Raw genomic sequence first — 13,124 nt, 5'->3', positions numbered from 1 at the left:
GCCGCCCTCGTCAGTGAGCGGACTTATAGACACACACCTTTTTACAGTCAACTCTCATTTCTAAAATTTCCCGAGAAAGATACAAGTGATTGGAATCAATAGGGAATATTGATCGGGGATGCGGTGCCAAGCCTGAAACGGCATCGGTTCCATCCCAGTTTTATGACAATCAGGCCCTCACACGCGCTTATGACGCCGCTGTTTTTCGGCAGGGCCATTCAAATAGGCCGCCACTCTCCTATAAAGGCTCACAAGAGTAGCACCTTATATGGGAGATCGCTGGTATGTTATTATTGAACGAGAGCGAAACGGCTGCGGCGTTGAGCTGGGGCGCATTGATTGAGGCCCTGGAGACAATGTTCCGGAGTGAGTGCGTCATGCCTACGCGACATCATCATGAGGTTGAAGTCCCTGAAGGTGCAGACGCCACCCTTCTGCTGATGCCAGCCTGGGTTCCCGGACGTTATGTGGGTGTGAAGCTCGTCTCCGTCTATCCAGATAACCACAAGTCTTCTCTGCCTGCCATCCATGGCAGTTATCTGCTGACATCGGGCAAGACGGGAGAAATGCTGGCAGTGATCGATGGCGGCGAACTGACCGCGCGGCGTACGGCTGCGGCCTCGGCTCTTGCCGCTCGGTACCTTGCGGCACCTGGGGCTGAAGCCATGGTCATGGTCGGAACCGGTCGTCTCTCGCTCAACCTGATCCAGGCGCATTCGATGGTCCGTCCCTTGAAGCGGATCTCGATCTGGGGCCGCTCCATCGAGAAGGCGGAGGCGACCGCTCAAGAGGCTCGCGTCCTTGGCTTCGATGCATCCGTCTGCACAGACCTCGAAAGCGCTGTGCGGTCGGCAGACATCATTTCCTGTGCAACCCTGTCTTCAACTCCGCTGGTCCGGGGTGCCTGGCTGAAGCCAGGCGCGCATCTCGACCTCGTCGGTGCCTTCAAGTCCAGCATGCGGGAAAGTGATGACGAGGCGGTCGCCAAAGCTTCGGTTTATGTCGATACGCGCGAGGGCGCCCTCGCCGAGGCCGGCGACCTGCTTCAGCCCATAGCCGCCGGCGCTTTCTCAGCGGATCGTATTCGTGGGAGCCTGAAAGACCTTGTCTCCGGCGCGGTCGAGGGTCGCAAGTCACCTGATGAAATCACGCTGTTCAAGTCCGTGGGAGCGGCGCTGGAAGATCTGGCGGGTGCGATCCTGGCCTATGAAAGCGTCACGGGGAAATCTGCGTAAACCATGACACGCCTGCCTAACCTGCCGAGCCTTCCCATTTCCTCTGCGCTACCCGAGATCGCCGCGGCGCTCGACAGCGGAAACAGGGCCGTTCTATCGGCACCGCCTGGGGCCGGGAAGACGACGCTGGTTCCGCTCAGTCTCCTGAGCGCACCATGGCTTGGGGACGGCCGCATCATTCTGCTGGAGCCGCGCAGGCTTGCGGCACGCGCCGCGGCGTCCCGGATGTCAGCCTTGTTGAACGAGGCCGTGGGGCAAACGGTCGGCTATCGCATGCGCCTCGACGTGAAGATTTCCAGCCGCACGCGGATCGAAGTGGTGACTGAGGGCGTGTTCGCTCGCATGATCCTCGATGATCCGGAACTCTCGGGCGTTGCTGCTGTCTTATTCGACGAGTTCCATGAGCGGTCGCTGGATGCGGATTTTGGCCTGGCACTGGCGCTCGATACCCAATCGGCGCTGCGTCCGGATCTCAGAATCGTGGTGATGTCGGCCACACTCGATGTCGCGCGGGTGGCCGAACTGCTCGAGAATCCGCCGGTCATCGAAAGCCCAGGCCGTAGCTTTCCGGTCGAGATTCGCTATCGCGATCGTCCGGGCGGAACCCGAATCGAGGACGCCATGGTGGATGCGATTCGCGACGCGCATAGTGCCGAAAGCGGATCGATCCTCGCCTTCCTGCCGGGGCAGGCGGAAATCCGCCGGGTTGCCGAGCGGCTGCAGGGCAATCTGGGACCAGACACGATGATTACGCCGCTTTTTGGCAATCTGACCCAGAAGGAGCAGGACGAGGCGATCCAGCCCGCACCTTCAGGGCGACGCAAGGTCGTGCTGGCGACCTCGATTGCGGAAACCTCGATCACGATCGATGGCGTTCGCGTGGTGATCGACAGTGGCCTTCAGAGGCTGCCGGTGCACGAGGCGGCAACCGGCATTACGCGCCTGGAAACCGTGCGGGTGTCGCGTGCCTCGGCAGAGCAGCGCGCCGGCCGCGCAGGGCGCACAGAACCGGGGGTGGCGATACGGTTGTGGCATTCCGGCCAGATGGCGGCCCTGCCGGCCTTTACCCCACCCGAAATTCTCTCCAGCGATTTGTCGGGCCTGGTTCTCGATATGGCGCTCTGGGGTGTGCGCGATCCGGCCGCCCTCTCCTTTCCCGACCAGCCGCCGTCACCGGCCCTAGCCGAAGCCGTCAACATGCTGAAACAGATCGGCGCGCTCGATGCGCAGGGCGATCTCACTCCCATGGGACGCCGAATGCGCAGTCTTGGCCTGCCGCCGCGCCTTGCTGCCATGGTCATCAAGGCGGCAGCCCTGGGACATGCCCTCCAGGCCTGCGAACTGGCCGTCCTTCTGACAGAACAAGGGCTGGGGGGCGCGGACCTCGACCTTGAGGAAAGGATGCGACGGTTTCGCTCCGACCGCGGGGAACGGGCACAGGCGGCGCGCGGGCTTGCGCGGCGGCTTGCCGACGGCCTTGGCAAGAGTGCGGAGGCCGGAAGTCCAACGACCGCGGGCAGGCTGCTGATGCTGGCATTCCCCGATCGCGTGGCGATTGCCCGCGGTGCGCGCGGACGATTCGTCATGGCCAATGGCCGCGGCGCCGAGATCGCGGAAACGGATCGGCTGGCGGGATGCCGAATGCTGGTGGTGGCCGACCTGACGGGCCGTGCGGCCCAGGGACGGATCCTTGCCGCGGCCGAAATCGACCGCAACGATGTCGAGGAACTGTTGGGTCACAATATAGAGCGCCTGGAAGAAAGCTATTTCGACGCGGACAGTCGGCAGGTGCGAGCCCGGCGCATCGTGAGGCTCGGGGCGGTGCTGCTGGAAGAGGCTCCACTTCCCGCACCCCAGGGTGAGCGGCTGGCCCGCGCCCTGGCGGATGGCGTGCGGCAGCTTGGACTGGCGGTCCTGCCTTTCAGCAAGGCTGCAGAACAGCTGCGGCAGCGCATCGGCTTCCTGCACCGGAGCATGGGAGAGCCCTGGCCTGATGTTTCCGACCAGGCGCTGATCGAGCGGCTTGAGGATTGGTTCATACCCTTCCAGGGCACCGCGCGAAGTCTTGATGGAATTTCCCCGCATAGCCTGACCGAGGGCCTCGCATCCCTGGTGCCCTATGGGATGCAGCGCGATCTCGATCAGATGGTTCCCACCCACTTCACCGCCCCGACGGGACAGAGCCACCCGATCCGTTATGATGGCGAGGAGCCGGTCCTGGCGATCCGGGTGCAGGAGTTGTTCGGGCTCAAGAGCCATCCATCGGTTGCGGGTGGCAGGTTGCCGCTGCTGCTGGAACTCACCTCGCCCGCGCACCGGCCGATCCAGACGACGCGGGATCTGCCCGGCTTCTGGGCGGGCTCGTGGAAGGATGTGCGGGCCGATATGCGGGGACGTTATCCCAAGCATCCCTGGCCGGAAGACCCAGCGGAGGCGGCGCCGACCACGCGGGCCAAGCCGCGGGGCACGTGAGGCCTTGCGGCCAAAAGTCCCGCGCCTGGTTCTTTCATCACGGTGGTGAACATGCTCTATCTCAGCCTTGAAGCGAGAGGCGCGGCGATGGCACTGTTTTGTGCCACCGGAGGATGAGATGAAAAGCGAATTCGGCAATTCAAGCCGCCGGTTGAGGCTGCAGACCCTGGTTCGATTGCGCTGGCTGGCGGTGGCCGGTCAGGCGCTGACGGTGGTCATCGTCGCGCAATGGCTGGCCTTTCCGCTGCCACTGCATTTCGCCGCCCTGCTGATCGGCGGACTGGCGGCTGCCAACCTGCTACTTGCGACGGCATTTCCGCCCACCCATCGACTGGAGCCGCTTGCCGCATCCGCCCTGCTGGGCTTCGATCTCTTGCAACTGGCCGGCCTGCTCTTCATAACAGGCGGACTTGCCAATCCATTCGCGCCACTGATCTGCGTTCCCGTGATCATATCCTTTGCATCGCAGCCGCTGCGCCATTCCATGGCCTTGTTGCTGCTGGCGATACTGGCGGTCTCGGCGCTGGTGCTGACGCCCTATCCCCTGCCCTGGTATGAAGACCAACAATTGGCTATGCAGTCTGTAATCCAATTTGCGACCTGGTGTTCCATCGTGTCGATGATGGCGTTCGCGGCTTTTTATGCCTATCGCGTTTCCCAGGAAGCCGTGTTGCTGGCCGATGCCTTGCAGGCGACGGAACTGGTATTGCAGCAGCAGAACCATCTGTCGCAGCTCGACGGCCTGGCAGCCGCCGCCGCCCACGAACTCGGCACGCCGCTTGCCACGATCAGCGTGGTGGCACGGGAGATGGAGAAAGAACTCGGCGATGATCCCCGCTTCGGCGAGGATGTCCATCTCTTGCGCAGCCAGAGCGAGCGTTGCCGCGATATCCTGCGACGCCTGAGTTCGCTGCCGACGGCGGACGAGGAGCATATGCGGCGCCTGCCACTGTCATCGATGATCGAGGAAGTGGTTGAATCGCATCGCGGCGCGGGCATCGCGCTGGAGGTCAACTGGCTGTCGGATCGATCAAGCGAGCCGGTCGGAACACGCAATGCCGGCATTCTGTTTGGTCTCGGCAATCTCGTCGAAAACGCCGTCGACTATGCCCGCAAGATCGTAACCATCCATGTTGAGCATGACCGCGACAAGGTGGTGCTGACGATCGAGGATGATGGACCCGGCTATAGCCCTGACATTCTCGCGCGGATTGGAGAGCCTTATGTCACAAGCCGCTCACGGGGCGACAGCGCCGGTGGATTGGGACTCGGTCTCTTTATTGCAAAGACGCTTCTTGAACGATCGGGCGCAGCACTCCATTTCGACAATGGCAGCGCGGAAAAGCCGGGCGCCAGGGTGCGCATCTCATGGCCGCGGGACGTGATGGAGACTGCGGCAATAAAGTGACTTTACCCTTCCTATTGAAGTGGACATAACCGAAGTTGACGTTTTTCAATCCGGCCGAGGCGCCAAATCAGGCGACCGGCTCGGTGATCGCAGGATTTGATGCCATGACGGACAATACATACCAGGATGCGGCGGCATCGGCGAACGGGACCGAGGGCGAACTTGGGCCTGATCCCAGCCTGCTGATCGTCGATGACGATGTGCCATTCCTCAAGCGTCTGGCGCGCGCCATGGAAACGCGCGGCTTCAATGTCGATACAGCCTCGTCCGTGGCTGAAGGCATTTCCAAATCCAAGAGCAACCCGCCGAAATATGCCGTCATCGACCTGAGGCTTGGGGACGGAAATGGGCTCGATGTCATCGAATCGATCCGGCAGCGGCGCAATGACACCAAGATCGTGGTGCTGACCGGCTATGGAAACATTGCGACTGCGGTGACCGCGGTCAAGCTTGGAGCGCTGGACTACCTGGCCAAGCCGGCGGATGCGGACGATGTGTTCAACTCGCTGACGCAGAGGCCCGGCGAAAAGGCCGAGATCCCTGAAAACCCCATGTCGGCCGACCGGGTTCGCTGGGAACATATCCAAAGGGTCTATGAGAATTGCGAGCGCAATGTTTCGGAAACAGCGCGCCGGCTGAACATGCATCGCCGGACGCTGCAGCGCATTCTTGCCAAGCGCGCGCCGAAATAGCGCTACCTAGGCTGCCTGACGGCGGCCCACTCCGCCATCATCAGCCGTTGGGCCGCATTGCGCGAAAAACTGAGCGTCACCGCCTTGCGCGTGGCGGGCGACAGCCGGTGTTCGGGCGCCTCCCTCACCATATGGGCACCGTAACCATCCGATAGCAGCAGGCCGCAGTCCTCGGGAAATATCTCCAGGGGCACCTGGGGATGGGTTGCGAAGAACAACCGGTCGCAATGGAGGCGGTATTCGGGCCATTTGCGGTCGACCCTGAAGTCTTCGATCGACGTCTTTATCTCGACGATCCAGATCTCCCCCTTCTCCGAAAGGGTGATGAGGTCGGCGCGCCTGCCGCTGGCCAGGGATAGTTCCGGAAGCACGGCATGGCGCATCTCGTGCAGCAGCACCTGGACGCCACGACGCACCAACATCGCCCGATCGGACTGCCGACCGTCGATTAAGGGATTGTTATCCATCACCGAGACAATTGTCATAGCGCTCTTTCAGAAGGGGCCGACGGCATGTTGCAAAAAAGCAATGCCCTGTCATTTTGCGGTGCCGCAAGACCAGGCGGCCAAACCGACTCTTGCCAAGCCCAGATTAATCAAAAATAAACCGTAATCAAAGATGGTCGGAAGAGATCATCTGCCCAGCTCAAATCACGAGATTTCCATGCGCCTCAGCGTTGCTTTGACAGTTTTTGGCCTCGCCGCCACACTTTCGCTTACCGGTTGCACCACCACCACGACAACAACGGAACAGGCCAAGATCGAGACCACCAAGATCTTCAGTGATTCCTATGGCGCGGTCACCGATGCGGGCTATGCGCTGCCGGCCATTCCGATCAACAAGCTGGACAAGAAGTTCCACCGTCAGATCGTGTCCTACAGCACGACCGAGAAGCCGGGCACGATCATCGTCAATACGCGCGAGCGCTTCCTGTACTACATCCTGCCCGGCGGCAAGGCAGTGCGCTACGGCATCGGCGTGGGCAAGCAGGGTTTTGCATGGCAGGGTGAAGCCTATATCGCCTGGAAGCAGGAATGGCCGACCTGGCATCCGCCGAAGGAAATGGCAGCCCGCAAGCCGGAAGTGGCGCAATATGTCGAGGAAGGCATGGGTCCCGGCCTGCGCAACCCGCTTGGCGCGCGCGCCCTCTATCTGTTCAACGAAAAGGGCCAGGACACCCTGTTCCGCCTGCACGGCACGCCGGAATGGGCCTCGATCGGCACCGCCGCCTCGTCCGGCTGCATCCGCCTTATGAACCAGGACATCATCGACCTCTATTCCCGCGTACGTCCGGGCAAGAGCGCCAAGGTCATCGTTCAGCAGTAAGTCTGACTATCGAAATTGCAAATGAAAAAGGCCTTCGATGCGAATCGGAGGCCTTTTGCTTTGCGGATATGACTGCCTGGCGTGGCAAGCAACGGACGCATCCCAGGCTCACGGCGGAGGATGCGTCGAGTGTCGAATCGCGCGATGTTATGCCGACAGCTTGGCCTTGAGCTCGATTCGCCGGCGATGCAGGACCGGTTCGGTATAGCCGTTCGGCTGTTCGCGGCCCTTCAGCACCAGGTCGAGTGCTGCCTGGAAGGCGACGGAGCCGTCGAAATCGGCCGCCATGGGCCGGTATTCCGGGTCAGCCGCGTTCTGCGTATCAACGACAGCGGCCATGCGCTTCATGGTCTCGAGAACCTGCGCCTCCGTCACGATGCCATGATGCAGCCAGTTCGCCATGTGCTGGGCGGAAATGCGCAGCGTCGCACGATCCTCCATCAGGCCGATATTGTTGATATCCGGAACCTTGGAGCAGCCGACGCCCTGATCGACCCAGCGCACGACATAGCCGAGAATACCCTGGGCATTGTTGTCGAGTTCCCGCTGGATTTCCTCCGGCGTCCAGTTGGGCCTGACGGCCACCGGTACCGAGAGAATATCGGAGAGATTGGCACGGGAACGGGATTTCAGGCCTGACTGAACCTCGGCGACATTGACCTTGTGATAATGCGTCGCATGCAATGTCGCGGCCGTCGGCGAGGGGACCCAGGCGGTGTTTGCGCCAGCCTTGGGATGAGCGATCTTCTGTTCCAGCATGGCCGCCATCAGGTCCGGCATGGCCCACATGCCCTTGCCGATCTGGGCGTGGCCCGACAGGCCGCATTCGAGGCCGATATCGACGTTCCAGGTTTCATAGGCCGCGATCCAGGCGGCCTGTTTCATGTCGCCCTTGCGAATCATCGGGCCGGCTTCCATCGAGGTGTGAATCTCGTCACCGGTGCGGTCGAGGAAGCCGGTATTGATGAAGACCACCCGCTCGCGGGCCGCGCGGATGCATTCCTTGAGGTTGACCGTGGTGCGGCGCTCCTCGTCCATGATGCCCATCTTGATGGTATTGGGGGCCATGCCGAGCGCCTGCTCCACGCGGGTGAAGATCTCGCAGGCGAAGGCCACTTCTTCCGGTCCATGCATCTTCGGCTTGACGACATACATCGAGCCGGCTCGGGAGTTCTTGCGTCGGCCATTCGGACCGATGTCGTGCAAGGCGATCAATGCGGTCACCATGGCGTCCATGATTCCCTCCGGTACCTCGTTGCCATCGCGGTCCAGGATCGCCGGGTTGGTCATGAGGTGACCGACATTGCGGACCAGCATCAACGACCGGCAATGCAGTTCGAAGGTAGAGCCGTCTGGCGCGGTATAGTCGAGATCGGGGTTCAGCTTGCGGATGAAGCTCTTGCCGCCCTTGCTGACCGCTTCGGTCAGATCGCCCTTCATCAGACCCAGCCAGTTCGAATAGATGACGACCTTGTCTTCGGCATCGACGGCTGCAACGGAATCCTCGCAGTCCATGATGGTGGTGATTGCCGATTCCAACCAGACGTCGGAGATATGGGCAGGATCGTCCTTGCCGATCGCGGTTATGGCGTCGATCAGGATCTCGATGTGCAGCTTGTTCTTCGACAACAGAATCTGCTTCGGCGCTCCCGCCTCGCCGAGATAGCCGGCGAACTGCGTGGGATCGCTGAGACCGGTCGTCGTGCCGCTGGCGAGCGTGACGAACAGGGCCTGATTTTCGATCTTGAATGAAGCGACCTCTTTCCAGCTCGCGCCCGACAGCGGCACGGACTGGTCGAGGAAGTCACGGGCCCAGGCGATCACCTTCGCGCCGCGCGCGGGATTGTAGCCCTTGCCTTTTTCGGCGCCATCGCTCTCGGGAATGGCATCGGTGCCGTAGAGCGCGTCGTAAAGCGAACCCCAGCGGGCATTGGCGGCATTCAGTGCATAGCGGGCATTCATGACGGGAACGACGAGCTGAGGGCCAGCAATCGACGCTATTTCCGGATCGACATTGGCGGTCGAGACGGTGAAATCCTCGCCCTCAGGCAGAAGATAGCCAATCTCGCGCAGGAAGGCCTGATAGGCATCCATGTCCGTCGGCGCGCCGTTTTTCCGGTACCATGCATCGATTTCGCCCTGGAGCGCGTCCCGCCTGGCGAGCAAGGCGCGGTTCTTGGGCGCCAGATCGTGGACGATGGCGGAGAAGGCCGCAAAAAACGCCTGGGCGTCCACGCAGGTGCCGGGAAGCGCCTTTTCCAGCAGGAAGCTGTGCAGAGCGTTGTCGAATGCAAGTCCATGTATTTCCGTGCGCGCCATCGTTTTCTCCTGCCGGCCAAGCGGTCCTGTGTCTCTGCCCCAAGATGACGAATGTGAACTCATTCTTCAATCAGGCATGAATTAGAATGATTTGTTCCATTTTGGAAACAATCACGTCGTTGCGATCGCGGGTCTGCCGGTGGCCGTGGCGATAAACCGCGCCTCCACCAGCTTACGCCTGCCTTCAATTTCGGGAGCATCGACTTCCTCGTGGAGGCTCACCACCGGATCCACAGCGCCATTGGCATTCGCCAGGGCTGTTGCCGCAAGCTGTGCGCGCTCGCGCGCTTGGGAAAAGGCCTCGGCTTCATCCAATAGCCTGAGGTTTTCTCCGCTGCCGGCGATGAAATAGATTCCCTCCTCCGGGCTCGTCACGAAGACGGTCGCCGTGGAGCGCACCTGGCCGACCACAGCACCGATGGCATTGGCGACATCGGCATCGGAGGGAATGACCGAGGCCGCGTTCAACAGGCCGGCAATCGCGGGATAATAGACCTGGGCCGAAGCGCCAAGACCGACCAGAGCGCGATCGAGGGTCAAGCTGAAGCGCACGATGCCATCGGGCCGATTGAAGGCGCGATCCACCAGGATGGACGTGGCGGGATCGATGCCGGGCACCCGATCTTCCGACAGGCAGGCAGCGAGAATGACATCGGCGGACTGACGGGTCAGCCGGTCGACAATCCCTTGAGCCAATTCTTCCGCTGAGCTTGCAATCGGCCGGCCGCTGCCATCCTTGCCTCGCGCAGCGAGCCGAAGCCCCGCCTCTGCCGCCGTTCCATTCCATTGGCCTTGCCGACCCAGCACGTGAAGCGCGTCCGAAGGGGTGATGCCGCAGAGATGGACGAGGCCCCGCGCCACCAGCTTGTCCAATGTCGCCTTCTGCGGCGTGGACGTCAGAAGCTTGTCCAGCGGTTGCGGCACGACATCGATCCGGTCATACAGCGCCTGTTCCTGCGGCTGCAGGCCGGCGGACAGATGATGCGGAACACCCGTGCGCAACGCGAATCGCCCGTCATGACGCCCGGGACTGGACGCCCGCAACTGCCGATCGAGTTCAGCAATCACGTCATCGCCATGGAGAGCGGCGACAAGGCTAAGCGGCAGGACGCGCCGCGGGCCAAGCTCGATCTGCGCCGTCAGGCCACGGTCGTTGATTCGCACTTCCGAATCACCGCCCAGGCCATAGGTGCGCATCGCAACCGCCTCGACCATGGTCCGGTAGCCGCCGACGACAGCGCCCTCGGCGTCAAGGCGCGGTGTTCCACGGTCCAACACGGCGACATCCGTCGTCGTGCCGCCGATATCGCTGACCACGGCCTCGTCCAGTCCGGTCAGATAGCGGGCACCGACCAGGCTTGCGGCAGGACCGGATAGAATCGTCTCGATCGGTCGCAGGCGGGCTTCGGAGGCTGAAATCAAGGCGCCGTCGCCACGCACCACCATCACAGGCGCGGCGATGCCCCGTGTTCGAACGAACCCCTCGCAGGCGCCGACCAGGCGGTCGATCATGCCGGTGAGCCTGGCGTTCAGCAGCGTCGTCAGCGCGCGTCGGGGTCCGCCCAGCTTCGAGGATAGCTCGTGGCTGCAGGTCACCGGCAAGCCGGTCCCATCCCGCACAAGGGACCGAACGCGCTGTTCATGGGCCGGATTTCGCACGGCAAAGTAGCCAGCGATGGCAAAGGCCGAGACGGTTTCCCGCAGATCCGGCAGCCGCGCCTCAAGCTCGGCCATGTCGAGCGGCGTTTCGTTTCCGTGCACGTCGTGCCCGCCCGGCAGGAAGACGACGGGATCATTGCCCAATGCTTCGGCAAGGCCGTCGCGCTTGAGGTCATCAGGCCCAAAGCCGATCATGACCAGACAGACACGCCCTCCCTGCCCCTCGACAAGCGCATTGGTGGCAAGGGTGGTCGACAAGGAGACCAGGCCAATCGTCTGCGGCGGCCGGTCCGCCAGCGCGAGCACCGCATCCACGGCGCCCGCGATACCCACGGCCAGATCATGCCGCGTGGTCAGGGATTTCGCCTTGGCGATGACGCCCTTGTCCTCATCGAACAGCACGGCATCGGTGTAGGTGCCGCCGGTATCAATGCCGAGCAGGATGGAAGACGTCACGTGAGGCTATCTCCGGGCCGGTTGTCTGGGCCGATGCGGGCGATTCTCCCGTCGGCGCGGCTATATGACATGGAGGCCCGGCGCAATGCCAGCGAGCCTGCGGCAGAATCATGCCGCCTTTTCGCCTGCGGCCGCGCGCGGCCTGAGCGTTACGCGCATCGGCATGCCATTGGCGGGTTGGGTGGTGAGCTTCTGCACCGGCCAAGGCTGGGTCTCTGCCGTCGTATCGAAGCGATAGCGATGCATCAGAACCGACAATGCGATCACCGCCTCCTGCAACGCAAAGGTCGCACCGATACAGACCCGGGGGCCAACGCCGAAGGGCAGATACTGGAAACGTTCGATCGACGCCCGGTTTTCCGGCAGGAAACGCTCCGGCAGGAAGGCCCTTGGGCTCTCCCACAGAAGGGAATGGCGGTGCAGCGTCCAGGGCATGACGAGGATGGTCATACCGGCTTCGATTTCAACCACCTCGCCATCCGGTGCCGTCCAGCGATCTTGCGAAATTGCCTGTCTGTTGATCGAAGGTGCCGGCGGATAAAGCCGCAATCCCTCCTCGAAGGCGGCCCTGACATAGGGCATGCGGTCGAGCCATTCGACCGGCTCCGCACCCTCGGCGATCACACGGTCGATCTCGTCTTCCATGCGCTGGCGGAATTCCGGTCGCTGCGAGACGCAATAGAGTGTCCAGGCCAGCGCGCGGGCGGTGGTTTCGTGGCCGGCGCCGATAAAGGTCAGGATGTTGTCCTCGATCTCCTCCTCGGTCAGCCCATCCGGCCCCATGCGCTGCAGGAGCAGGGTGAGAAAGTCCTGCGGCGCGGCATCCGGTGTCTTTTGCAGAATTGCCTGTCGCTTTCGCATGGTTTCCAAGACCATGGCGCGGAATTTTCCGAGCACGCGGGCACCGCCGAAACGGGTGACGCGTGGCACCCAGGACGGGGCGCGCAACAGATCCATCGGATCGACACGGCCCATCACATGCAGAAGCCGATCGACATCGCCCGAGATGTCACCAGACTCCGTGACAACATCACCGGAAAACAGGGTTTCGGAGAGAATGCCGAAGGCCAGTTCCGTCATGTCGACGGAGAGGTCACTGACAGCGCCGGATCGCGCCAGTCTCTCGTATTTGGCCGCATAGAGTTCGGACTGCTCCAACATCTGCGCCGCAAAACCCTTGGCGTGGCGTGGCGCAAAAACGGGTGCCATGGCCTTGCGGCCACGTTTCCAGACGTCGCCTTCGGCCGTCAGCAGACCGTCGCGGAGAATCGGCCGCAGCAGAAGCTGGCGGATCTCGGCCATCTCGTAGTTGGCGACATTGTCGACCAGGATATGACGGATGAGGCCGGGATGGTTGACGATCAGCGTGCGCTGATTGAAGAACTTCGTATCGATATAGGGCAGTGTGTAGGACGGCTCGCCCCACAGTTCCAGCGGATTGCGGAACACGGTGCGGATGATTTCCAGCCGCGAGGGCGGCACGGTTCGCGGTGTTGGTGCCGGCGGCTCGAACAGGGCTCCGTCGAGACATTTGGTAGAGGTGGTCGGGCCGTTCAT

The 13,124-nt window shown here is 62.2% G+C and carries 9 protein-coding genes; 5 read left to right on the top strand and 4 right to left on the bottom strand.

What is annotated here, in order from left to right:
* Nucleotides 1-284: 284 nt before the first annotated feature.
* The 4 genes from B9A97_RS13945 to B9A97_RS13930 all read left to right on the top strand — a co-directional run bounded on the left by B9A97_RS13945 (nucleotide 285) and on the right by B9A97_RS13930 (nucleotide 5,807).
* Entirely contained in the window at nucleotides 285-1,235 is a 951-nt protein-coding gene (locus B9A97_RS13945) for a bifunctional Delta(1)-pyrroline-2-carboxylate/Delta(1)-piperideine-2-carboxylate reductase (protein ID WP_084365946.1), read from the top strand.
* Nucleotides 1,236-1,238: 3 nt separating this feature from the next.
* Complete coding sequence (gene hrpB, locus B9A97_RS13940) at nucleotides 1,239-3,707, top strand: ATP-dependent helicase HrpB (RefSeq protein WP_084365945.1); 2,469 nt, start codon at nucleotides 1,239-1,241, stop codon at nucleotides 3,705-3,707.
* Between the two features lie 118 nt (nucleotides 3,708-3,825).
* Nucleotides 3,826-5,115, top strand: coding sequence for an ActS/PrrB/RegB family redox-sensitive histidine kinase (locus B9A97_RS13935; protein WP_084365944.1), 1,290 nt, complete (start codon nucleotides 3,826-3,828; stop codon nucleotides 5,113-5,115).
* Nucleotides 5,116-5,219: 104 nt separating this feature from the next.
* Nucleotides 5,220-5,807 (top strand): ActR/PrrA/RegA family redox response regulator transcription factor, encoded by a 588-nt coding sequence (locus B9A97_RS13930; protein ID WP_084365963.1) that lies wholly within the window; start codon nucleotides 5,220-5,222, stop codon nucleotides 5,805-5,807.
* Nucleotides 5,808-5,809: 2 nt separating this feature from the next.
* On the opposite strand, the gene B9A97_RS13925 is transcribed toward B9A97_RS13930, so the two are convergent.
* Nucleotides 5,810-6,292 (bottom strand): MmcB family DNA repair protein, encoded by a 483-nt coding sequence (locus tag B9A97_RS13925; RefSeq protein WP_084365943.1) that lies wholly within the window; start codon nucleotides 6,290-6,292, stop codon nucleotides 5,810-5,812.
* Nucleotides 6,293-6,470: 178 nt separating this feature from the next.
* On the opposite strand from B9A97_RS13925, the gene B9A97_RS13920 reads away from it, so the two are divergent.
* A complete protein-coding gene (locus B9A97_RS13920; RefSeq protein WP_084365942.1) occupies nucleotides 6,471-7,133 on the top strand; it encodes a L,D-transpeptidase in 663 nt (220 codons plus the stop codon).
* 147 nt (nucleotides 7,134-7,280) lie between these two features.
* On the opposite strand, the gene B9A97_RS13915 is transcribed toward B9A97_RS13920, so the two are convergent.
* From B9A97_RS13915 to B9A97_RS13905, 3 genes are all read right to left on the bottom strand, one after another.
* Complete coding sequence (locus tag B9A97_RS13915) at nucleotides 7,281-9,452, bottom strand: malate synthase G (protein WP_084365941.1); 2,172 nt, start codon at nucleotides 9,450-9,452, stop codon at nucleotides 7,281-7,283.
* Nucleotides 9,453-9,563: 111 nt separating this feature from the next.
* Nucleotides 9,564-11,567, bottom strand: a complete 2,004-nt coding sequence (locus B9A97_RS13910; RefSeq protein ID WP_084365940.1) for a hydantoinase/oxoprolinase N-terminal domain-containing protein — start codon at nucleotides 11,565-11,567, stop codon at nucleotides 9,564-9,566.
* Nucleotides 11,568-11,675: 108 nt separating this feature from the next.
* Complete coding sequence (locus B9A97_RS13905; protein WP_084365939.1) at nucleotides 11,676-13,124, bottom strand: cytochrome P450; 1,449 nt, start codon at nucleotides 13,122-13,124, stop codon at nucleotides 11,676-11,678.

It is taken from the genome of Rhizobium sp. RU36D, from assembly GCF_900176345.1.
Taxonomy (GTDB): domain Bacteria; phylum Pseudomonadota; class Alphaproteobacteria; order Rhizobiales; family Rhizobiaceae; genus Allorhizobium.
The sequence above is the reverse complement of the archived record's forward strand: the minus strand, read 5'-3'. Positions and strand labels throughout refer to the sequence as shown.

What these genes read in the sequence shown, in the direction of transcription:
- B9A97_RS13945 (WP_084365946.1), top strand. Translation starts at nt 285, where the DNA reads ATGTTATTATTGAACGAGAGCGAAACGGCTGCGGCGTTGAGCTGGGGC.
- hrpB (WP_084365945.1), top strand. Translation starts at nt 1,239, where the DNA reads ATGACACGCCTGCCTAACCTGCCGAGCCTTCCCATTTCCTCTGCGCTA.
- B9A97_RS13935 (WP_084365944.1), top strand. Translation starts at nt 3,826, where the DNA reads ATGAAAAGCGAATTCGGCAATTCAAGCCGCCGGTTGAGGCTGCAGACC.
- B9A97_RS13930 (WP_084365963.1), top strand. Translation starts at nt 5,220, where the DNA reads ATGACGGACAATACATACCAGGATGCGGCGGCATCGGCGAACGGGACC.
- B9A97_RS13925 (WP_084365943.1), bottom strand. Translation starts at nt 6,292, where the DNA reads ATGACAATTGTCTCGGTGATGGATAACAATCCCTTAATCGACGGTCGG.
- B9A97_RS13920 (WP_084365942.1), top strand. Translation starts at nt 6,471, where the DNA reads ATGCGCCTCAGCGTTGCTTTGACAGTTTTTGGCCTCGCCGCCACACTT.
- B9A97_RS13915 (WP_084365941.1), bottom strand. Translation starts at nt 9,452, where the DNA reads ATGGCGCGCACGGAAATACATGGACTTGCATTCGACAACGCTCTGCAC.
- B9A97_RS13905 (WP_084365939.1), bottom strand. Translation starts at nt 13,124, where the DNA reads ATGAACGGCCCGACCACCTCTACCAAATGTCTCGACGGAGCCCTGTTC.